The sequence below is a fragment of the Streptomyces sp. NPDC060027 genome (assembly GCF_042737005.1).
Classification (GTDB): domain Bacteria; phylum Actinomycetota; class Actinomycetes; order Streptomycetales; family Streptomycetaceae; genus Streptomyces.
Window position 1 is genome coordinate 1 of record NZ_JBHWVI010000154.1, and the last position, 20814, is coordinate 20814.

23 protein-coding genes are annotated in these 20814 nt (G+C 69.8%); 10 read left to right on the top strand and 13 right to left on the bottom strand.

What is annotated here, in order from left to right; genetic code table 11:
- Window positions 1-291: 291 nt before the first annotated feature.
- Complete coding sequence (locus ACFWBT_RS30005) at window positions 292-1053, bottom strand: CDP-alcohol phosphatidyltransferase family protein (protein WP_385705949.1); 762 nt, start codon at window positions 1051-1053, stop codon at window positions 292-294.
- A 151-nt stretch (window positions 1054-1204) separates the two neighbouring features.
- On the opposite strand from ACFWBT_RS30005, the gene ACFWBT_RS30010 reads away from it, so the two are divergent.
- Window positions 1205-1756: a GNAT family N-acetyltransferase gene (locus tag ACFWBT_RS30010; protein ID WP_385705951.1), complete on the top strand. Its 552-nt coding sequence runs from the start codon at window positions 1205-1207 to the stop codon at window positions 1754-1756.
- A gap of 59 nt (window positions 1757-1815) precedes the next feature.
- On the opposite strand, the gene ACFWBT_RS30015 is transcribed toward ACFWBT_RS30010, so the two are convergent.
- The 6 genes from ACFWBT_RS30015 to ACFWBT_RS30040 all read right to left on the bottom strand — a co-directional run bounded on the left by ACFWBT_RS30015 (window position 1816) and on the right by ACFWBT_RS30040 (window position 9100).
- Complete coding sequence (locus tag ACFWBT_RS30015; protein WP_385705953.1) at window positions 1816-3417, bottom strand: type IV secretory system conjugative DNA transfer family protein; 1602 nt, start codon at window positions 3415-3417, stop codon at window positions 1816-1818.
- Between the two features lies 1 nt (window position 3418).
- Window positions 3419-4846, bottom strand: a complete 1428-nt coding sequence (locus tag ACFWBT_RS30020) for an ATP-binding protein (RefSeq protein ID WP_385705955.1) — start codon at window positions 4844-4846, stop codon at window positions 3419-3421.
- Between the two features lie 14 nt (window positions 4847-4860).
- Window positions 4861-6420, bottom strand: coding sequence for an SCO6880 family protein (locus ACFWBT_RS30025; RefSeq protein ID WP_385705957.1), 1560 nt, complete (start codon window positions 6418-6420; stop codon window positions 4861-4863).
- Window positions 6417-7742, bottom strand: a complete 1326-nt coding sequence (locus ACFWBT_RS30030) for a hypothetical protein (protein WP_385705959.1) — start codon at window positions 7740-7742, stop codon at window positions 6417-6419. Before ACFWBT_RS30030 ends, ACFWBT_RS30025 begins: the two co-directional genes overlap by 4 nt.
- Entirely contained in the window at window positions 7732-8583 is an 852-nt protein-coding gene (locus ACFWBT_RS30035) for a hypothetical protein (RefSeq protein ID WP_385705961.1), read from the bottom strand. The genes ACFWBT_RS30030 and ACFWBT_RS30035 overlap by 11 nt, the downstream gene beginning before the upstream one ends.
- A gap of 208 nt (window positions 8584-8791) precedes the next feature.
- Window positions 8792-9100: a hypothetical protein gene (locus tag ACFWBT_RS30040; protein WP_037622434.1), complete on the bottom strand. Its 309-nt coding sequence runs from the start codon at window positions 9098-9100 to the stop codon at window positions 8792-8794.
- Between the two features lie 514 nt (window positions 9101-9614).
- Between ACFWBT_RS30040 and ACFWBT_RS30045 the strand changes: the two genes are divergently transcribed.
- Window positions 9615-10253, top strand: a complete 639-nt coding sequence (locus tag ACFWBT_RS30045; RefSeq protein WP_385705963.1) for an SRPBCC family protein — start codon at window positions 9615-9617, stop codon at window positions 10251-10253.
- A 17-nt stretch (window positions 10254-10270) separates the two neighbouring features.
- Here ACFWBT_RS30045 and ACFWBT_RS30050 read toward each other — a convergent pair whose 3' ends face one another.
- From ACFWBT_RS30050 to ACFWBT_RS30060, 3 genes are read right to left on the bottom strand one after another with little or no spacing between them, the layout of a single operon-like run.
- A complete protein-coding gene (locus ACFWBT_RS30050) occupies window positions 10271-10531 on the bottom strand; it encodes a DUF397 domain-containing protein (RefSeq protein ID WP_385705964.1) in 261 nt (86 codons plus the stop codon).
- Complete coding sequence (locus ACFWBT_RS30055; protein ID WP_385705965.1) at window positions 10524-10727, bottom strand: DUF397 domain-containing protein; 204 nt, start codon at window positions 10725-10727, stop codon at window positions 10524-10526. Before ACFWBT_RS30055 ends, ACFWBT_RS30050 begins: the two co-directional genes overlap by 8 nt.
- 11 nt (window positions 10728-10738) lie before the next feature.
- Window positions 10739-11590 carry a helix-turn-helix domain-containing protein gene (locus ACFWBT_RS30060; protein WP_385705967.1) on the bottom strand — a complete coding sequence of 284 codons (852 nt, stop codon included), beginning with the start codon at window positions 11588-11590 and terminating at the stop codon, window positions 10739-10741.
- Window positions 11591-11791: 201 nt separating this feature from the next.
- Here ACFWBT_RS30060 and ACFWBT_RS30065 point away from each other — a divergent pair, with 201 nt between their 5' ends.
- From ACFWBT_RS30065 to ACFWBT_RS30080, 4 genes are all read left to right on the top strand, one after another.
- Window positions 11792-12241, top strand: a complete 450-nt coding sequence (locus tag ACFWBT_RS30065; RefSeq protein WP_385705969.1) for an ATP-binding protein — start codon at window positions 11792-11794, stop codon at window positions 12239-12241.
- A 113-nt stretch (window positions 12242-12354) separates the two neighbouring features.
- Window positions 12355-13134 carry a trypsin-like serine peptidase gene (locus ACFWBT_RS30070; protein WP_385705971.1) on the top strand — a complete coding sequence of 260 codons (780 nt, stop codon included), beginning with the start codon at window positions 12355-12357 and terminating at the stop codon, window positions 13132-13134.
- A 103-nt stretch (window positions 13135-13237) separates the two neighbouring features.
- Window positions 13238-14245 (top strand): NlpC/P60 family protein, encoded by a 1008-nt coding sequence (locus ACFWBT_RS30075; protein ID WP_385705973.1) that lies wholly within the window; start codon window positions 13238-13240, stop codon window positions 14243-14245.
- A gap of 191 nt (window positions 14246-14436) precedes the next feature.
- On the top strand, window positions 14437-15138 hold the full coding sequence (locus tag ACFWBT_RS30080) for a phosphatase PAP2 family protein (RefSeq protein WP_385705975.1): 702 nt from the start codon (window positions 14437-14439) through the stop codon (window positions 15136-15138).
- 53 nt (window positions 15139-15191) lie between these two features.
- Here the strand turns inward: ACFWBT_RS30080 and ACFWBT_RS30085 are convergent, their stop codons facing one another.
- Together ACFWBT_RS30085 and ACFWBT_RS30090 are read right to left on the bottom strand one after the other, a co-directional pair.
- On the bottom strand, window positions 15192-16763 hold the full coding sequence (locus tag ACFWBT_RS30085; protein ID WP_385705977.1) for an FAD-binding oxidoreductase: 1572 nt from the start codon (window positions 16761-16763) through the stop codon (window positions 15192-15194).
- A 161-nt stretch (window positions 16764-16924) separates the two neighbouring features.
- Complete coding sequence (locus ACFWBT_RS30090; protein WP_385705979.1) at window positions 16925-17113, bottom strand: hypothetical protein; 189 nt, start codon at window positions 17111-17113, stop codon at window positions 16925-16927.
- A gap of 100 nt (window positions 17114-17213) precedes the next feature.
- On the opposite strand from ACFWBT_RS30090, the gene ACFWBT_RS30095 reads away from it, so the two are divergent.
- Together ACFWBT_RS30095 and ACFWBT_RS30100 are read left to right on the top strand one after the other, a co-directional pair.
- On the top strand, window positions 17214-18044 hold the full coding sequence (locus tag ACFWBT_RS30095; RefSeq protein ID WP_385705981.1) for a hypothetical protein: 831 nt from the start codon (window positions 17214-17216) through the stop codon (window positions 18042-18044).
- 133 nt (window positions 18045-18177) lie between these two features.
- A complete protein-coding gene (locus ACFWBT_RS30100) occupies window positions 18178-18363 on the top strand; it encodes a hypothetical protein (RefSeq protein WP_385705983.1) in 186 nt (61 codons plus the stop codon).
- Window positions 18364-18420: 57 nt separating this feature from the next.
- Here the strand turns inward: ACFWBT_RS30100 and ACFWBT_RS30105 are convergent, their stop codons facing one another.
- Entirely contained in the window at window positions 18421-18777 is a 357-nt protein-coding gene (locus tag ACFWBT_RS30105) for a metal-sensitive transcriptional regulator (protein WP_385705989.1), read from the bottom strand.
- Window positions 18778-19013: 236 nt separating this feature from the next.
- Between ACFWBT_RS30105 and ACFWBT_RS30110 the strand changes: the two genes are divergently transcribed.
- Both ACFWBT_RS30110 and ACFWBT_RS30115 read left to right on the top strand, forming a co-directional pair.
- The gene (locus ACFWBT_RS30110) at window positions 19014-19634 is read left to right on the top strand and encodes a DUF47 domain-containing protein (protein WP_385705985.1); all 621 of its coding nucleotides are present in this window, start codon (window positions 19014-19016) and stop codon (window positions 19632-19634) included.
- Window positions 19635-19641: 7 nt separating this feature from the next.
- Entirely contained in the window at window positions 19642-20640 is a 999-nt protein-coding gene (locus ACFWBT_RS30115) for an anion permease (RefSeq protein ID WP_385705987.1), read from the top strand.
- Window positions 20641-20814: the final 174 nt, after the last annotated feature.

Below are 20814 nucleotides of genomic sequence, written 5' to 3' on the forward strand. Positions count from 1 at the left end.
TGCAGGGGGGACCCTGTGGGAGAGTAGGACGCCGCCGAACAAATTTTGAAGAAAACCCCCGTACCGGGAAACCGGTCACGGGGGTTTTCTGCGTTCAGGGTCCCTTTTCCGGAACCGCAAAGGGCCGAGGTAGAGGAATATGACGGACCTCAAGGCGCCGGGGTCGAGGTATGACGGACCCCGAGGCAACCGGGCCATGGGGATAGGACGGACCTCAACGGCCCGGAGCGTAGGGATATGGGGAAGGGGGCGGTCTCCACGTGGAGACCGCCCCCTTTTCTCGTGGTGCGCTTACTTCAGGCGGGACGACGCGACGATCGAGACGATGTGGGCGGGGACGAGCAGCCACACGATCGCCGTCACCGCGACGGTCGCGATCCGCGTGGCGGTCAGGTCGCCGAGGGCCAGGTCGATGACCGCGGTCACGAGCAGCAGGATGGTGCACTCGATGCCGTTGACCAGGCGGTGGAGGCCGACGGCCGAGGCCAGCCGGCGGATCTGGGCGAGTCCGCTGGAGCGCGGGACGACGGACGCGTCGGTCGCCTTCTGCATGCCGCTGTCGGAGCGGGCCACGTGGACGAGGTCGGAGGACGACTTCAGGAGCAGGACGCCGATGGCCGCGGCCAGGCCGGCCACCAGATAGAGGTCGAGGCCGAGTTGGGCGGCGCGGATACCCATGCCGACCATCACGGCCGCGTCGGCGAGGTAGGCGCCGAGGCGGTCCAGGTAGACGCCGAGCGGGCTGAACTGGCGGCGCCAGCGGGCCACTTCGCCGTCGACACAGTCGAGCAGCAGGTACAGCTGCATGAAGAGGACGGAGAGCACGGCACCGCCGAGGCCCGGCAGGATCAGGGCGACTCCGGAGAGCACTCCCGCGAAGACCATGATCACGGTGATCTGGTTCGGCGAGATGCGGGTGTCGACGAGGTGGCGGGTCACGCGGAGGGAGAGGGACCTCATGTAGAGGCGGCCGGCCCAGTGTTCGGCCCTGCTGTCCAGCTTGCCCGTGGGGTGAATGACGGTGCGGAGTTCCTCTAGTTGAACCTTGGGCATGCGGCGTTTCTCCCTGGCGAGCTGGCATGTGACCGGATCGGTCGGTTGGCGATGTCGTACAGGGAAGAGCATGACGGGGGTCCGGACGGCGGTGATCGGCAGGGTGGATATCGGGTGAGCCCGGTAGTACGCGCGTACTACGGTGATCCCCATGACCCAAGTGATCCGTTCCATACGTCCCGACGAGTGGCGTCAGGTGAAGGAGCTCAGGCTCGACGCCCTGCGGGACCCCGTCGCGCATCTCGCGTTCCTGGAGACGCATGAGGAGGCGGCGGCCAAGTCCGATGCCTTCTGGCAGGAACGGACGGCCGGAGCGGCCGTCGGTGTCATGGAGCGGCAGCAGATCGTGGCCGTGGCCGAGGACGGGGTGTGGGTCGGGTCCGTGACCGTGCTGGTCGAGAAGGCCGGGGAGCGGGATCCGTTCGGGAAGGTGGTCGAGCTGAACCAGGCCCATCTGGTGGGGGTGTTCGTGCGGCCCGAGTACCGGGGGAGCGAGGCCGGGGTGACCCGGGCGCTCTTCGACGCCGCTCTCGCGTGGTCCTGGGGGATCGGGCTCGACCGTGTGCGGCTCTTCGTTCACGAGAGGAACGGCCGCGCCGAGGCGTTCTACCGGAAGGCGGGTTTCGTACCCAGCGGAGAGACCGCTCCGATGCCCGGGGGCACCGGGGAGTTGGACCTGGAGTTCGTGATCACCCGGGGGTAGGGCGGCCCGTGGAGTGGCCTCCTCGGTCGGTCCGGGCGCGGGCGGCGACGGGCCCGGGGTCAGACCGGAGGTTCGTACTGCGGCCAGCGCGACCGGAGTTGTTCGCGGGAGCGGAGGAGCGCCAGGGTCGGCAGGCCGCGGGCCGGTCCCGTGGTCAGGAGGTCCGGGAGCTGGGGGAGCGGAGCGACCGCCGCGACGTCGTCCAGGACGAGCGTGAGTGGTGGGTCGAGGCGACCGGAGGATGACCGTTCGGCCATGCGCCGGCCACGCTCGACCACGCTTGAGGCGAGAGCCGTGAGGAGCGGCATGGCGCCGGGGTTCGCCTTGGGGTCCTCGATGGGTTCGCCGACCACATAGAGCGTGCCCCCTTCGTCCACGAAGGAATCCAAGGCGAGGCTGTCAGTTCGGTTCGGAGTGCATGACTCGCGGATGTTGACCGTGCCGAACGACGACAGCGCACGCGCCGTCAGCTCCTGCGCGATGTCCCGGCGTTCGGGGTGCGAGATGAGGGCGGCCTCCAGCTCGCCGGCGGCGCCGGACGCGGCCTTGGGATGCGTGCGCAGGGCCCGTACGGCGTCCTGCACCTGGGAGCCCTGGGCCCAGCGGTGGACATGGCGGAAGGTCTTGCCCTCCACGGCGGCGGCGTGCAGGTAGCTGCGCATGAGCGTTTCCGCCACATCGGCCATCGCCTGGTCCGCCTTGGCGGTGGGGCGCACCGGGGCGAGGAGCGCGGCGGCCCTGGCAGCCGCTGTCTCCTTGTCCTCGCAGCCTCCCGCCGGGGACCAGTGGAGCCGGGCCGGGGTGTCGCAGAGGTGGGTCGGGTCGTAGAGGAGGACGGGACCCAGTTTGGCGCGGGCGTCCTTGGTCTCCGACCAGATGCGGGGGTCGGAGGTGATGACGAGGACGGGTCCCTCGGCGTCGCGTACGGCCTGGGCCGCGGTGGGGTGACGGGTCTCGGCGGGGGCGAGGACGACGGCGCGGGTGGCGGTCCACGTGGGCTTCGGCTCGGCTGCCGCCGTGGGTTGGGCGGCCTGTGTGGGTTGGGCCGCCGCGGCGGGTGCGGGTGCCGGTGCTGCGGTGGGGACGGCCTCCCGGCCGCCCTGACGTTCGCCCGTACGTTCGCCGGTACGTTCGTGTGCCCACTCGCCCGCTCGCTCGCCCTCCGCCGCCGTGTAGGCGGCTTCCAGGGGCTGCGCCGGCATCGGCTGCCTCGCGGTGGGCCGCTGTTCCGTCCTCGCCGGCGGGACCAGCGGGCCGGGGGCGTCCGCGGACGCGGCGGCCTGTGCCCGTCTTCGGGTCCGTCCCGCCCGCCAGCGTGCCACCGTTCCCATCACGAACACCGTGAGGACCAGCAGCACCATCAGCTGGCCGATGAACAGGCCCCAGAAGAGGCCGTAGCCGGACAGCTGCGCGGCGGGGGTGTCGGGCCAGGCGCCGGGGATGTCGTGCGGCGCGCCGATCAGGTGCCGCATGGCCAGTGGCGTACGGGCGAAGGTGATCGTGTCCGGCCAGGCGCCGCGGGAGAACCAGCCCGCGAGGCCCGTCGCCGTCCACACCATCAGCGTCATGCCGAGGAGGAAGCCCAGCACCCCGATCAGCAGGCCGTCGGGGATGCCGCCCGCTGCCTCGCGCCGGGGGTCGTGCCGGTCGTCCTGTCTCATCTCAGGCCACCGTGGACTCGGAGGAGCCGTCGAGATCGCTGAGGTGCTGCTCCATGAAGGCCGCCGCCCGTTCCTCGGCCTCCAGTTCGGCGGCGCGCATCGCGTTGTCGGAGAGGAGGAGGTCGGCGGACGACTCCGTCATCGCCCGGTCGGTGAAGACCAGCGGGCGTTCGGTCTCGGTGATGAGGTGCTTGACCACCTGGACGTTGCCGTTGACGTCCCAGACCGCGATGCCGGGGGTCAGCGTCGGGATGATCTCGACCGCCCAGCGGGGCAGGCCGAGGACCCGGCCCGTCGATCGTGCCTCGTCCGCCTTCTGGGCGTAGATGGTTCTCGTCGACGCCATCTTCAGGATCGCGGCGGCCTCCTTGGCCGCCGCTCCGTCGACGACGTCCGACAGGTGGTGGACCACGGCCACGAAGGACAGGCCGAGGCGCCGCCCGAACTTCAGCAGACGCTGGAACAGCTGGGCCACGAAGGGGCTGTTGATGATGTGCCACGCCTCTTCCACCAGGAAGATGCGCTTCTTGCGGTCGGGCCGGATCCAGGTGTGCTCCAGCCACACCCCCACGATCGCCATCAGGATCGGCATGGCGATGGAGTTCCGGTCGATGTGCGACAGGTCGAAGACGATGAGGGGGGCGTCCAGGTCGATGCCCACCGTCGTCGGGCCGTCGAACATGCCCCTCAGGTCACCGTCCACGAGCCGGTCCAGGACCAGTGCGACGTCCAGGCCCCACGCCCGTACGTCGTCTATGGCGACGTTCATCGCCTCGGCCGACTCCGGTTCGGGGTGGCGCAGCTGTTCCACGATGTCGGTGAGCACCGGCTGGCGCTCGACGATCGTCTCGTTGACGTAGGCGTGCGCGACCTTCAGGGCGAAGCCGGACCGCTCGTCGAGGCCGTGGCCCATCGCGACCTCGATGATGGTGCGCAGCAGCGCGAGCTGGCCCGTGGTCGTGATCGAGGGGTCGAGCGGGTTGAGCCGGATTCCCATGTCCAGGGCAGCCGTCGGGTCGAGCCGGATGGGAGTTATCCCCAGCTCTTCCGCGATGAGGTTCCATTCGCCGACACCGTCCTCGCCCTGGGCGTCGAGGACGACGACCTGGCGGTCGCGGAAGCGCAACTGCCGCAGGACGTACGTCTTCTCCAGGGCGGACTTGCCGTTGCCGGACTCGCCGAGGACCAGCCAGTGCGGGGCCGGGAGCTGCTGCCCGTACAGCTGGAAGGGGTCGTAGATGTAGCCCTTGCCGGAGTACACCTCGCGGCCGATGATGACGCCCGAGTCGCCGAGGCCCGGCGCGGCGGTGGGCAGGTAGACCGCCTGCGCCTGGCCCGTGGACGTGCGGACGGGCAGGCGGGTCGTCTCGACCTTGCCGAAGAGGAAGGACGTGAAGGCGTCCGTCGCGGCGGACAGCGGATCCCGCATCAGTGCATCAGCCCCTACCTGCGGATTCCGGTGGCGAACGGGAGGGTGTTGACGAAGGCCCGGTGGTGCTCGCGGTCGCACCACTCCAGCTTCAGGTACGACTTGCCGGCCGAGGCTCGGATGGTGCGCTTGTCGCGCGCGAGGGCCTCGGGGGAGCGGGAGGAGACCGTGATGTAGCCGACGAGGTTGACGCCCGCGGCGCCGCTCGCGAGGTCCTCGCCCCGCTGGTCGAGGCGGTTGTGCGAGGCGATGTCGCGCGGGTCGACGGTCCGGTTCATCTTGGCGGCGCGGCTGGCCTCGGCCTCGTCGTTCGTCTTCTCGGTCAGCATGCGTTCGATGGCGATCTCGGTGGGTTCGAGGTCCATGGTCACGGCGACCGTGCGGATGACGTCGGGGGTGTGGACGAGGAGCGGGGCGAGGAAGTTGACGCCCACCGGGGTCATCGGCCACTCCTTCACCCAGGCCGTGGCGTGGCACCAGGGCGCGCGGGTGGAGGACTCGCGGGTCTTCGCCTGGAGGTACGTCGGCTCCATGGCGTCCAGCTCGGCCGGCCAGGCGTTGCGCTTGGTCATCGCCTGGATGTGGTCGATCGGGTGGTCCGGGTCGTACATCGAGTGCACGAGGGAGGCCAGCCGTCCCTGACCGAGCGGCTGGCGTACCCGGATGTCGGCTTCCTGGAGCCGGGAGCAGATGTCGGTCAGCTCGCGGGCCATGACGACGGCGAGTCCGGCGTCCCGGTCGAGCTTCCGCCCGCCCTGCGGCCGCGCCGCCCGTGCCATGGCCTGCGCCTCGGAGGCCAGTTCGCGGGAGTAGTGCATACAGGCGACGAGATAGGCCCGGTGCTGCTCACTGCTCGTGGACACCATCGACTGGAGCTGCTCGTAGGACTGCTGGAGCCATCCGGGGGCCCGCTCGTCGCCGCGCACGGTGACGTCCTTGGCGTGGGCGTCCGGGTCGGCGGGGAGGGTGCGGGCGAGCATCTGGAGGCGGGTGACGAAGCCGTCGCCGTTCGCCACGTGCTTGAGCAGCGTGCCGAAACGGTCGACGAGGGCCTCCTGGTCCTCGCTGTCGCGCAGACCGACACCCGGCCCCTCGATCTCGATCGCGGCCGTCACGGTCCGCCGGTCGGCGTGCAGCAGCACGGCGATCTCGTCGGGTCCGAACGGGGCGGCGAGCCAGGAGATCCGCCCGATGCCGGGCGGCGGCCCGATCTCGATCTCTTTCCCGTCGACGCGGGTACCGGCCTCCATCACATGGCTGCGGTACTCCGTTCCCCGGCGCAGGCTCCGCTTGTAACTGCGGTTGATCTCGAACCACTTGTAGAACGTGCGGCGCTTGTACGGGACGTACACCGCGGCGAGCGCGAGCAGGGGGAAGCCCATGAGCAGCACGATCCGCAGGGACAGGACCGGGACGAGCAGGCCGCACATCATGCCCAGGAACGCGCCCCCGATGATCAGCGCGATCTCGCCGGACTCGCGGTTCCGGCCGACGATCGCGTTCGGCCGGGCGCGACCGATCAGATATGTACGGCGGGGCGTGACCGGATGGGACAAGTGGGACTCGGTCGTCAACGCCCTTCACCTCCCGTGCGGTTGGTACTGCTGTTGCGGGTATTGCTCGCGTGCGGGGTGTTGACCGGGCTGGTACGCGGTGGGGGTGCGGCGGAGGGGACAGATCCGCCGCCTCCGTTCGGCGTACGACTGCTGTGCGCGGCCACCCCGCCGGACGCGGGGTTGGAGGGGCGCGGCTGGCTGTTGCCGCCTCCTCCACCGTTGTTGTCGGCGCGCGTGCTGTGCGTCTTGATGCCCTGCGCGACCAGGGTGGCCGGCGAGCTGATCACGGCGGCGGCCTTGCCTTCGGCGCCCTGCATGATGCGGTTGTTGCGGGAGCCGGCGATCTCGTCGCCGAAGCCCGGTACGAAGCGGTAGATCATCGCGCTGGCGAAGATGGCGAGCAGGATGATGGCCAGTCCGGAGACGACGGCGGAGAACGCGTCGGGTCCGCTGTCGGTGCTGAGGGCTCCGGCGAGGCCGAGCACTATCACGATGACCGGTTTGACCAGGATCACCGCGATCATGATGCCCGCCCAGCGGCGGACGTGGCCCCACAGGTTCTTGTCGACGAGGCCCGCGTAGACGACGGTGCCGAGGAGGGCGCCGACGTAGAGCAGGGCGGCCCGGATGACCAGCTCCAGCCAGAGGACTCCGGCGGCGAGGATCGAGACCAGCGAGACGACGATCAGCATGATCGGGCCGCCGCCGATGTCGTCGCCCTTGTTGAGCGCGCCGGAGAACGTCCCGAAGAACGTGTCCGTCTGGTTGCCGGTCGTCTTGGCCAGTACCTCCGTCACGCCGTCCGTCGCCGAGACCACCGTGTAGAGGATCAGCGGCGTGAACGCCGAGGCCAGCACCGTCAGCCAGAGGAAGCCGATCGCCTCGGAGAGGGCGGTGCCGAGGGGGACACCTCGCACGGCCCGCTTCGTCACGGCCAGCAGCCACAGCAGCAGGGTCAGGATCGAGGACGCCGCGAAGACGACGGCGTACTGCTGGAGGAACTTGGGGTTCGTGAAGTCGACGTTGGCGGTGTCGTTCACGGCGGCCGAGAGTTTGTCGACGGTCCAGGAGGCGGCGTCGGCACAGCCCCTGGCCAGGGAGGAGAGGGGGTCCAACGTGGACCCGAGCCCGGGGGTGTCACTGAGCCCCGACCGACCGGATCCCTTGTTGTCGCTTTCGCAGTATTTCTTGGCGGGGCCGCGGACGAGATCGCAGGCGTTACCGCTGGGAGTCGGGCTGGGGGCCGCGACGGCCTTGGTGGCCGTCAGGACGGCAGCCGATTGCACCGCTGCCACCGTGGCGGCGAGCGAGAGGACACGGCGCTGCTTGCTAGCGGGCATACGTGAACCCTCCGTACTCCTCGACGGCCTTGGTCATGTCGTCCGCGGTGGAGGCCTTCTGGTCCCGTCCGACCGGGACGGGCCCGTCCTTCTGCGTGAAGTCGGTGACCTTCCAGTCCCCATTGACCCACTTCAGCTGGTAGGTCGTCGTGTACCAGCTCTCCGACACCGGGTTGGTGGACCCCTCGCCGGACAGGCCGAAGAGCGATGTGTACCAGAGCTCGACCTTGGCGCTGTTCGTGCTGGAGGCCGTGAGCTTGGTGCCGACAGGGACGATGCGCGAGATGAAGGTCTGTCCGGTCGGCGCGGCACCGGTCTTGTCCAGACCGATGTTCGTCAGGAACTTCTCACTCGAGTACGCCGCGTCCAGATCGGGCTGCCGTGCGGCGGCCACGTCGGGCACGTACACGGCGTCGACGATCGCGTGCCGTTGCTCGGTGTCGAACATGTCGGTCGAACCCAACGCCACCGCGTAGTTCGTCGCTGCGCTCTGTGCGCCCTCGCCCGTGTGGGGGAAGCCTGAGGGGATGCCCGCGACCTTCGAGTCCACCGGGTGGTCGCCGGAGGCCGCCGTGGGAGAGGTCTTCGCCTTGTCGCCGTCCTCACCGCCCGAGGACGGCGAGTCGTCGCCGCGGTTCGCGAAGGCGATCGCGGCGATGAGGAGGACGACCACGCCGACGACCGTGATCAGGCTCCGTGAGGAGGATCCGCGGCGACGCGCGCCGCCGTAGACGTCGCCGGGGCGGTCGGGAAGGCGGGTACGGGTCTGGCCGGAGCCCCCGTACCCTCCGTCCTCGCCGCGCGAGGCGTCGCCGTACCCGGGTTCGTCACCGAGACTCATGCCGCGTACGCCCCCTCAACCTCTCGCTGAACCAAGTAGTACGACGGTAGCCGTGCTGGTTCCCGCGCGGGCGCGGTGTGGTGACTCGACATCAGGGAAACGCAACCTCAGCCGGTGGGCACGACGGACGGGTGGGTCGGAGTGGAGAGAATCCGGGCGCGCCCGGCCGGGGACTGACGGTGCGCCAGGGGTGGCGCGCCCGGCCGGGCTACACGGCCATGCCGTACACGATGGTGAAGAGCGTGCCGAGGGACCCGATGATGAAGACTCCCGTGAGCCCGGCGATGATGAGGCCCTTGCCCTGTTCGGCGCTGAAGGTGTCGCGGAGGGCGGTCGCGCCGATGCGCTGCTTGGCCGCGCCCCAGATCGCGATGCCGAGGCAGAGCAGGATGGCGACCGCCATCACCACCTCGACCATCACCTTCGCTTCGTTGCCCAGGCTGCCGAAGGGACCCCAGTCTGGGGCGATTCCACCGATGATTGTGTTGATGTCGCCCTTGTCGGCTGCGAAAAGCATGTAAGTCACCGCCCCTAGTGGGTAGTTCTGCACCCCCTGCCACTGCGCAGAGGTCGGGCCCATTCTCGCCGACAATGACGCCGTCGTATGTCGACTTGACGTCATTGGTTGGCGGGATTCGTACGAATTCCTCGTCACCGGCGTACGCGGGACCCTCGCGGGAGGCGTACGGCGGTATACGAAGAGTCGTATGGTCACTCTGTGTATCACGGCCGGTCACGCCGGGCAATGAAGTGGAAGCGAAACCTCGCGCGTGGTTCCGTCGTTGTCCCCTTCTACGGCTCACGCGCGGGACGCATTCGAACGGACGCGGCCCCGCGGTACCGTTTCTGACGGTCCGTCGAGCCGATGTTCCCCGGGTCGCCGCGCCCGCGTGAGGTGGACGCAGTACGCCGAACCGGTGATCTCAAGGCTAACGCCCTCCGGGGTGCCCCGGGGCCTGCCCCCCTGGTGATATCGACGTGTGGCTGGACCGGTTCCGCGACGCCAAGGGAAGACCTCCGGAGGAGCAACCGTGATCGACGTGACCTACCAGATCAACGCCGTGCGCCGCACCGTCGGCACGCGCGAGTTCAAGGCGGGCGAGGCCCGTGTGGTGACGCTGAGCCAGACCCACGACGCGACGGTCGAGGACGTCTGGGATGCCTGCACCAGGGCCGAGCGCATCCCCCGCTGGTTCCTGCCCGTCTCCGGTGATCTCCGCCTCGGCGGGACCTACCAGCTGGAGGGCAACGCGGGCGGCACGATCGAGCGCTGCGAGCCGCCGGAGAGCTTCGCCGCGACCTGGGAGTACGGCGGCGAGGTCAGCTGGATCGAGGTGAGCGTGACCCCGGAGGGGGACCGCACCCGCTTCCAGCTCGAACACATCGCCCACGTCGGCGACGAACGCTGGGACCAGTTCGGGCCCGGCGCGGTCGGCGTCGGCTGGGACCTCGGCCTGATGGGCCTGGCCGGCCACCTCGGCTCCCCGGGGGGCTCCCTGGACCCGAAGGAGAGCATGGCCTGGTTGGCCTCCGACGAGGGCCTCCGCTTCATCGCGCTGAGCAGCGAGAGCTGGTACGAGGCGAATGTCGCCGGTGGCGAGCCGGAGGAGGCCGCGCGGGCCTCGGCGGACCGGACCACCGCGGCGTACACGGGGGCCGAATCGGCGTGAGGCCGCCCGTCCTCACCTCATGAGCCGCCCTCGGCGGGGGCCGGGGGCGGCCCGTCCTCCAGCCCCGCCACGAAGTGGTCGAACTCGCCCGCCTGGACGCCCAGGACGAACGCGTCCCACTTCCTGCGAGTGGTGGTGACGACGTTCCCGGGGTCGCCGGTCTCCCGGATGTAGACCAGGTCGTCCTCGCCGAAGGCGAGTTCGATCCAGGGACCCGGACCCGTCGCGTCCTCCGGGGCGGCACGCACCCAGTCGAGGTTCGGGGGGATGTCAGTCACGGTCCTGCTCCTCCCTGCCCTGCTTGAGAGTACGGAGAAGGGAGCGGAAGGCCGCGGGCGCGGCGGTGAGTATCGCTCCGCTCGGGTCACCGGATTCCGTGAGGTGGATCGCGCCGGAGGCGCGCTCTCCGGCCACGTGGACGCAGGAGTTGCCTTCCGGGCAGTACGACGACTTCTGCCACGTGAGCGTGGGCATCACGGACTCCTTCACAGGTCCTTGAGGATGTTGTGGACGAAGATCTGCGACTGTTCGGGGGTGAGGGCAGCCGCCTCCATGCGGTCGAGCAGTACGCGGTACTTGTCCAGCTGGGCCTCGGCGTCGAGGAACACGGGGCCGTGCGACTGGTCGAGGTTCACGGTGTCGAGCTGCGGCACCGGTCCCTCTGCGTAGTAGATCGACTGTCCTGAGCCGGGGAAGACGGTCGAGCGGAACGGGAGGACGTGGACAGCGATGTGCTCGCGCTCGTTCATGTCCAACAGGTAGGTGAGCTGATCCCGGGTCACCCGAGGGCCAGCGAACATCATGCGCAGGGCGGCCTCGTGAATGATCACCTGATGCGGGGTCGGAGGGCTCCGGAAGAGGACGGCCTGTCGCTTCACCCGGAACGACACCCGATGCTCGATGTCCGGCGGTGGGAGTTCAGGTACGGCCTGGCGGAAGATCTCGCGGGCGTAGTCCGTGGTCTGGAACAGGCCAGGGATGTGCACTGTCACGGCGGTGCGCAGCCGTCTGGCGTGGTGCTCCAGCTCGGCGAGGTCCAGCAGGCCGGTGGGCAGGATCTCGCGGTACTCCTCCCACCAGCCGCGTTTCCGGTCGCCGGTCATTCCCGCCATGGCCTCGACCAACGCCTTGTCCGACGAGTCGTAGTGACAGGCGAGCGTGCGCACGCGTTCGGCGCTCACCCCGAGCCGTCCGGTCTCCATGTTGCTGACCTGCGCCTGCTTCATGCCGAGGCGCTGTGCGGCCTCCGTTGATGTCAGGCCGGCCCGCTCGCGCAGCTTGCGCAGTTCGGCGCCGAATCGGAGTTGACGCCCTGTCGGGTTGGTCCTCACGGGCATCCTCGCCTCCGCGCTGATCGTCACCCACACGGGTGGAAGCTTTTAACTTTCCCTTGGTTCGGGTGAAGAATATATCCAGGGCCGCTACTTTTAGTGGCGGGCGTCCCGCCCAGAAGCACCCCGCTCGACGGAGCGGCCGCGGTCACTGGGCAACGTAGCGACACGACACCACCCAACTCCCCTCCGTGATCGGAGACTTCCTTGGCAACCGTATCCCCGCCCTGGTCCTACACCCTCCAACTCCCGCACGATCCCCGTGCCCCGGGCGTCGCCCGTGCCACCCTGCGCGCCGTTCTCGCCGCCCATGGGCTCACCGAACTCTCGCCCACGGCCGAGCTGTTGGCCTCCGAACTCCTCACCAACGCCCATCTGCACGCACCCGGCCCCTCCGCTCTCCGACTCCTCTCGGCGGAGCCGGACCGGCTGCGGGTCGCCGTGTGGGACTCGGACCCGACCGTTCCGTCCGGATTCCGTGAGGGCGCTCCCGCCGGCCCGGCCCCGGAGGACGGCGAGCACGGCCGGGGGCTGCACCTCGTCCGGGCCTGCGCCGACGCCTGGGGTGTCGCCGCGCTGCGCGAGCTGGGGGCGTCGCGGGGCGGGAAGCTGCTGTGGGCGGAGTGCCGGGGTGCCGGGCGGGCGGCTCGGGGCTGAAGCGGTGCGCGGTGGCCGCCGGGCACCGGTGGCCGGGCGGGGCGGGCTCTCACAGGTGATACTCGGACTGGTCCGAGGGTTTTGCTCACCCGCTCGGGGCAAGGTGAGAGGCGATGAAGCGCACCCGCGTCACCCGTCCCCCCGGCGCCCGGCGGCCCGCGCTGCTCGGTGCGGCGGCCGTGCTGCTGGCCGCGACCTCCGCGTCCGTGGCGGCGGCCGACGACGGCCCGGGACCGTTCGGCGTGACCGTCCAGGCCGCCGAGAACGGCCGGACCGCCCGCGTGGGCGCCCTGTTCCACGGGAGCGCCACGAGCGGCGCTTCCGGCGGGCACTTCTGCACCGCCTCCGTCGTGCACAGCGCGGGGCGGGATCTCGTCCTCACCGCCGCCCACTGCCTGGACGGGGGAGGAGCCCTCTCCTTCGCGCCCGGCTACCGGGACGGCGGCGCGCCGTACGGGTTCTGGGACGTCGAGGGGGTCTTCCTCCCCGAGGGGTGGACGGACGGCCAGGACGAGGACAGCGACATCGCCTTCGCCGTCCTCGGCACCCGCGACGGCAAGGAGGTCGAGGACGCCGTCGGAGGCGGTATCGCCTTCGCCGCGCACCGCGCCACCGGGGCCACCGCCGTCACCGTCACCGGGTACCCCAGCTCCGCCGACGCCCCCATCACCTGTACGGACAAGCCCACCGCGCACAGCCGTACGCAGCAGCGCGTCGCCTGTCCCGCCTTCACCGGCGGGACCAGCGGCAGTCCCTGGGTGAACGGGGACGGGGCGGTCGTCGGGGTGATCGGCGGCCACGAACAGGGCGGGAACACCGCCGACGTCTCGTACAGCGCCGTGTTCGGGACCGAGGCCGCGAACCTCTACCGCGAGGCCGGCCGGGCGGGTTAGAGCCTGTCCGGCGCAATATGCGCCGTCCTTGTGCGCGACAGCCCTGTCGCGCGGGGGCCGCCTCTACACTGACGTCGGCGGACTCCTGTGCGGTGAGGGGCGGTTGACGGTGCGTAAGGCATGGATCGCGGCGACCCTTGCCATCGGAGCGGCGCTCAGCCTCGTGATGCTGCTCGTCGTCGGCGTCTACATGGTGGCCGGGAACCTCGCCAACGGCATCGGCGGCGGATCGGTCGGACTCGCCAAGGGAGCTGTACCCGCCGCGTATCAGCCGCTCGTCCAGAAGTGGGGCAATCTCTGCGGCGCGATCAATCCCGCGCTGCTCGCCGCCCAGCTGTATCAGGAGAGCGGGTTCAATCCGAACGCGAAGAGTCCGGCGAAAGCGGAAGGGATAGCGCAATTCATTCCGGGGACCTGGGCCACGCACGGAGTCGACGGCGACGGGGACGGCGACCGCGACGTATGGGACCCGAATGACGCGATTCCGTCGGCCGCCTCGTACGACTGCCAGCTCGCCTCCTATGTGAAGGACGCGCCGGGGAACCCCACCGAGAACATGCTCGCCGCCTACAACGCGGGCGCCTACGCGGTCATCAAGTACGGGGGCGTGCCGCCGTACAAGGAGACCCGGAACTATGTGAAGACGATCACCACGCTCTCCAAGAGCTTCGCCGCGCCGGTGACCCGCGTGGACCCCTCGAAGCAGGCTGCCGCGGCCATCACGTACGCGCAGAAGAAGCTCGGCACGCCCTACCTGTGGGGCGGCAACGGCACCGCTGACCAGGGCGGACGCTTCGACTGCTCGGGGCTCACCAAGGCCGCGTACGAGAGTGTCGGGGTCACCCTGCCGCGCGTCGCCAACGACCAGTACAACGCCGGGCCGCACCCGAAGCGGGAGGAGCTGCTGCCCGGGGATCTGGTCTTCTTCTCGGACGACCTCACCAACTCCCGTGCCATCCGGCACGTGGGCATCTATGTGGGCGGCGGCTACATGATCGACGCCCCCAGGCCGGGGGCCGTCATCCGCTTCGACCCCGTCGACACACCCGACTACTTCGGGGCCACCCGGGTGACAGAGGATGGCGCGAAAGCATTGCCCACTTCGGTCTGAACCCACCCTGATCTGCGACGATGTATCTCTCTTCGATAACGTCTGCGTGATCATTCCGTGGAGTGTGGAACGTAGTGGAGGGGACTGTGCGTTCCTTTTGACGTAGAGAACTGATCTACACCACGGGGGTGGATCGAGCGGCGCGCGAAAGGGCGTGTCCGCGGGAAAGACGACGAAGGGGCCGCAGCACCATGGCTGGACTCGCCGAATCCGGTTCGAACCCCGACGTCGACCTGCTGTACGACATCAATGGCCTGGCCAAGGACGCGCCGCACTGGTTCGACCGGATCATGGAGTTTGTCGGCGAGTGGGGTCTCCTGCTCGCGATGGTCCTGCTGGTCGTGTGGTGCTGGTGGAGCGTCCGGCGGCGGGCCGACGCGGACGCGGCGTCCTCCGTGGCCGGACTCGTCTGGGCACCGCTCGCGGCCGGTATCGCGCTCCTCGTGAACGTTCCGATACGGGGTTTCGTGGAGCGCCCCCGCCCCTTCGTCGACCACCAGGGCCTCGACGTCCTCGTGAGCGGCAAGACCGACTTCTCCTTCGTCAGCGACCACGCGACGCTCACCATGGCGATGGGCGTCGGACTCTTCGTCGCCCACCGGAAGTTCGGACTCGCGGGGATAGGGCTCGCGCTGCTCGAAGGGTTCTGCCGGGTCTACATGGGCGTGCACTACCCGACGGACGTCATCGGCGGCTTCGCGCTCGGCACGGCCGTCGTCCTGCTGTTGTCGCCGCTCGCCATGGCGCTGCTGACCCCGGTCATGAAGGCCGTCGAGAAGGCCCCGCGCGCCGGCCGGCTGATCCGTGCGCGGGACGCCGTACCGGCTGGGCAGGAGACCCTGATCCCGGGAGCGCGGGCCGAGCACTCCGAGGAACGGGACCTCGCCGCGTAGCCTTCGAGCCGCCCGGCCCTACGGCAGCGGGCGGCTACGGAGCCTGCCCGCGGTTACAGCGCCTGGGGGAACGAGAAGAAGCGGTCCGGGTCGTAACGGTGCTTCAGGGCCGTGAGACGCGTGGCCGCGTCGCCGTAGTACGCCTTGCGCCAGTCGGTCAGCGACGCGTCCGTGTAGTTCTGGTAGGCCGCGCCCGAGGCGTGGCGGGCCATCGCGTCGTGCGCGCCGGTCAGCCAGGACTGGGCGGTGCTGCCGGAGGTGCCCGCCTTCCAGGAGGCGATGTACTGGGCGAGCATGCGCGAGCGGCGGTGCACGAACGCCGTGGACGTCGGCGAGACACGGTTGACGGCTCCGCCGAGCGCGATGAACGCGAAACTGCCCGCGCCGCCGCGGACCGCGGATATCTGATTCAGGAGCGTCTGTACGCCGGACGCCGATATCGAGCGGTCGAAGAAGTCCGAGCGGGCGGTGTACGTCTCGCGGCCGAGGACGCCCTGCGGGCTGCGGCCCGGCGTCGAGCCCGGCAGATGGCACTGGGCGTCGGCGGAGAAGGACGAGCAGCCCGCGTACAGCTCCATCGAGTCCTCGTACGAGCGTCGCTTGAGGGTGACGCTGCGCGCGGGGGAGCCGATCCGGTCGGCCAGCCGGTCCACGGCGTTCTGGAGTTCGCCGTAGGTGCCGAGGGAGAAGGCGGACACCGAGACGGTGGGCGTGCCGCCGGCCGCGCTGGACAGGTGGCAGGACGACCAGATCTCGTCCGGCTGGCTCGGCCCCCACTCCTGCCAGGCCTTCACCACGGCGGCCGCCTTGGACCACGGCCAGGTCATGTACGCCGTGACCCCCTGCGGCGCCGGGTGGGTCTTGAAGCGGAGCTCGGTGACGACGCCGAAGTTGCCGTTGCCGGCGCCGCGCAGGGCCCAGAACAGGTCCTTGTTCTCGGTGGCGTTCGCGATGAGCTGCTTGCCGTCGGCGGTGATCAGCGTCGCCTGGGTGAGGCTGTCGCAGGTCAGTCCGTACGCCCGTGACACGACGCCGTGGCCGCCGCCGAGGGTCAGGCCGGAGACGCCCACGGTGGGGCAGGAACCCGCCGGGATGGTGACGCCCTTCGCGGCCAGCGCGCGGTACACGTCGATCAGCTTGGAACCCGCGCCGACGACCGCTTCGTTCGCCGACGCCCGGATCTTGTTCAGCTTGGACACGTCGATGACCAGGCGACCGTTGCCGGAGGACCAACCGGCGTACGAGTGGCCGCCGTTGCGGATCGACACCTTCACGCCGTGGGCGCGGGCGTACTCCATGGTGGTGCGGATGTCGTCGGCGTGCGCGACATAGGCGACGGCGGCCGGCTTCAGGTTGTCGAAGCGCGTGTTGTACAGCTGGTGGGCGGCCGGCCAGCTCCGGTCGCCGGGGCGGACCAGGGCGCCGTCCAGCTGATGGGCGAGCCGGGTCCAGTTGGCGGCCGCGCGGTTGGCGGCGGTCGCCGTGCGGATGCCGGTGCTCTCGGCGCCCTTGCCCTCGGCCGTGCCGGAGGCGCTGCCGCCGCCACCGTCGCTGCCGTTGCACGCGGACGTCGTCGCCGCCGCGAGGACGGCGGTGGCTCCGCCGATGAACGTACGCCGTTGCATGTGCGCCTCCCGTGGGTTCCGTGGAACGAGACGGGCCCCCGGGCCCTGGGGTTCCACGCGCGCGTGTCGCAGAACCGCTACAGCACCCGCATCTCAGCACGCGCGCTCCGGACCGGGCACGGCGGGGTGGGTGCGAGCAGGGGGTGGGGAGGAAGGGGGCCTTAGGCGACCACGGTCGCGACGTGGGCCACTCCGTCCGTACGCGCCTGGCTTCTGGCGCGGCGAGCGGGGCCCTGCCAGCCGCAGGTGCAGCGGGCCAGGCAGAACCGGCCCTGTTCGATCGTCGTCGTGAGGTGTTCGGGGGAAGCGTCCACGTGCTTCTGCTGCTCCACACCGACAACGTTACCCATGGCAAGTGAACGGACTCCTCCCGCGTGACGAGCGCTCCCACCCGTCGTTAAGCGGAACGACAGGAAGGCCCGGGACGGACCGGCTGGGGGTCGGCGGACGATGGTGGCGCAGCAGCAGGGGCGGGCGGTCGTGGTCGCGCTCGCCGCGGCGGGGCTCATGGCCTGTGGCACCGGATGCTCGGGCGGCGGGGCCGTCGCCGACGACGTCCGCACGGGCCCCGGCACCGTCGAGACGCTGCGTCAGGCCGCGCGTGCGCTCGAGCGCGCGGGCACGGCGAAGGCCAGTACGTCGATGGAGATGGCCACCGGCGGGACCCGGGTCACGATCCGCGGGCAGGGCGTGTACGACTTCAGGAAACAGACGGGGCGGCTGAAGGTGATGCTGCCGCAGGACCCCGCGGGGACGGCGGAGCACCGGCCGATCACCGAACTCCTCGCCCCGGGCGCTCTGTTCATGAAGAACAGGGGTGCCGGAGTGCCCGCCGACAAATGGGTCCGCGTGGCGACGGGCGGTCTCACGGACGGGAACCTGGTCACGGGCGGCGCCACCGACCCGTACGCCGCCGCCGAACTGCTGCGCGGCGCGCGGGCGGTGACCTACGTGGGGAAGACCGAGCTGGCCGGGGTCCCGGTACGGCACTATCGCGGGACCGCCGACCTCGGCATCGCCGCGCGGGACGCCTCGCGGGGGCAGCGGCCGGCGCTGAGGGCGGCGGCGAAAGGGTTCGCCACCACCGACGTGCCGTTCGACGCCTACCTCGACGAGCAGGGGCGGCTGCGGAAGGTCCGGCACCGGTTCAGCTTCGTCAACGGGCAGCAGAAGGGCACCGTCGCGGTCGCCTCGACCATCCTGCTGTACGAGTTCGGCAGCCCCGCCGACGTGCGGCTGCCGGATTCCGCGGACATCTTCGCCGGGAAGATCGCGGACTAGTGGGTTCCGGAGAAATGGGCAAGAGCATCCGGAGCCGTAGCTTCACAGGAGGGCCGGAAATGGCCCTTCCGTGCCATGCGCGGTGCGTAGGCCGCTCCCTACTCTAGGAAGTCGGTGACGGCAGGAAGAGGTGATGCACGTGGCTCCGGTCGGCGGTACGGCAGTTCAGGACCACGTGGCCCTCGCCGAGATCGAGCTGTGCGGCGAGCTGATCATCGCGGCCTCGGCCGCCCACGAGGACCGGCTCAGCCTCGAGAGCATCGACGAGGTGCTGAAAGTGGCCGAAGAGCGTACCCGTGAACGGGGTGCGGCGGACTAGTCCTTCCCCCCGCGGTCCGCGTCGCCCACCCCGCGGCCCACGCGTCTCTCGCGTATTTCACGTGCGGAGCAGGCGGCCGATCGCCTTCGTGGCTTCCTCGACCTTCGCGTCGATCTCGTCGCCGCCCTTGAGGGCCGCGTCCGCGACGCAGTGGCGCAGGTGCTCCTCCAGGAGCTGGAGGGCGAAGGACTGGAGGGCCTTCGTGGAGGCGGACACCTGGGTGAGTATGTCGATGCAGTAGACGTCCTCGTCGACCATCCGCTGGAGACCGCGGATCTGCCCCTCGATGCGGCGCAGCCGCTTCAGGTGCTCGTCCTTCTGCTGGTGGTAGCCGTGGACGCCGCGGTCGTGGTCGGTCACGATCTCCTGAGCGTCGCCGGAGGGCGCCGTCGCGCCGGCCTCGGTGGTCGTCATCGCGTCCTCCTGCTGGATTCGATCGGCGATCATGTCTGAAACGCCACATGTATATACCCCTGGTGGGTATATGGTATCGAACTTTGCTGGGTAGAGAGCCCTTGCCCGGCGCCGGTACCGGACCCCGTGCTGATCACTGTGCCTGATGGGCGACACTGGGGGACGGCCCATTAGCCGTGGCCGGATGATGCGCCTAGCATCAGCCTGACCGAACCGAAGCACCCCGAGGACCCCACGTGCGCTTTCGTCTGACCCCCAGGGAGACGAGCTTCTACGACATGTTCTCCGCATCCGCGGACAACATCGTCACGGGCTCGAAACTCCTCATGGAACTGCTCGGGGCGGACTCGTCCGCCCGGGCCGAGATCGCAGAGCGTATGCGGGCCGCGGAACACGCCGGTGACGACGCGACACACGCGATCTTCCACCAGCTGAACTCCTCCTTCATCACGCCGTTCGACCGCGAGGACATCTACAACCTCGCCTCCTCCCTCGACGACATCATGGACTTCATGGAGGAGGCCGTCGATCTGGTCGTCCTGTACCAGGTCGAGGAACTGCCCAAGGGCGTCGAGCAGCAGATCGAGGTGCTGGCGCGGGCCGCCGAGCTCACCGCCGAGGCCATGCCGAACCTGCGGACCATGGACAACCTCACCGAGTACTGGATCGAGGTCAACCGTCTGGAGAACCAGGCCGACCAGATCCACCGCAAGTTGCTGGCCCACCTCTTCAACGGCAAGTACGACGCCATGGAAGTGCTGAAGCTCAAGCAGATCGTGGATGTGCTGGAGGAGGCTGCCGACGCGTTCGAGCACGTGGCGAACACGGTGGAGACCATCGCCGTCAAGGAGTCCTGACCCGTTCATGGACACCTTCGCTTTGATCGTGACCATCGGGGTCGCGCTCGGATTCACGTACACGAACGGCTTCCACGACTCGGCGAACGCCATCGCCACCTCCGTGTCGACGCGTGCCCTGACGCCGCGGGCCGCGCTCGCCATGGCCGCGGTGATGAACCTCGCCGGAGCGTTCCTCGGCAGCGGGGTCGCCAAGACCGTCAGTGAGGGGCTGATCCAGACGCCCGAGGGCTCGAAGGGGATGGGCATCCTCTTCGCGGCGCTCGTCGGCGCGATCACCTGGAACCTGATCACCTGGTACTTCGGCCTGCCGTCCTCGTCCTCGCACGCCCTGTTCGGCGGCATGGTCGGCGCGGCGCTGGCCGGTGGCACGACGGTCTACTGGAGCGGCCTGCTCGACAAGGTCATCATCCCGATGTTCCTCTCGCCGGTGATCGGCCTGCTCGCCGGCTATCTCGTGATGACCGCGATCATGTGGATGTTCCGGCGGTCCAACCCGCACAAGACGAAGCGCGGTTTCCGTATCGCGCAGACCGTGTCCGCGGCCGGCATGGCCCTCGGGCACGGTCTTCAGGACGCCCAGAAGACGATGGGCATCGTGGTGATGGCACTGGTCATCGCCGACGTTCAGGGGCCGAACGACCCGATCCCGGTCTGGGTGAAGATCGTCTGTGCGGCGATGCTGTCGCTGGGTACGTACGCGGGTGGCTGGCGCATCATGCGGACGCTCGGGCGGAAGATCATCGAGCTCGATCCGCCGCAGGGCTTCGCCGCGGAGACGACCGGTGCGTCGATCATGTTCGCGTCGGCCTACCTCTTCAAGGCGCCGATCTCCACGACCCATGTCATCACCTCGGCGATCATGGGTGTCGGGGCGACGAAGCGGGTGAACGCCGTGCGGTGGGGTGTCGCCAAGAACATCGTCCTCGGCTGGTTCATCACCATGCCCGCGGCGGCGGTCGTCGCGGCGGCCGCCTTCTGGGTCGTGAACCTGGCGTTCCTGTAGGAGCGGGGTCGCTCCTGCGGCGCCCAGTCCTCACGGGGCCGGTCCTTCGGGACCGGCCCTCGGTGTTTTCGCCCCCTCCGCCCCTGCCCTTCCCGACCCCGGGGGCTGCACCCCCAGACCCCCCTTCGGCCTGAACGGCCTCGTCCTCAAACGCCGGACGGGCTGGAAGGGGTC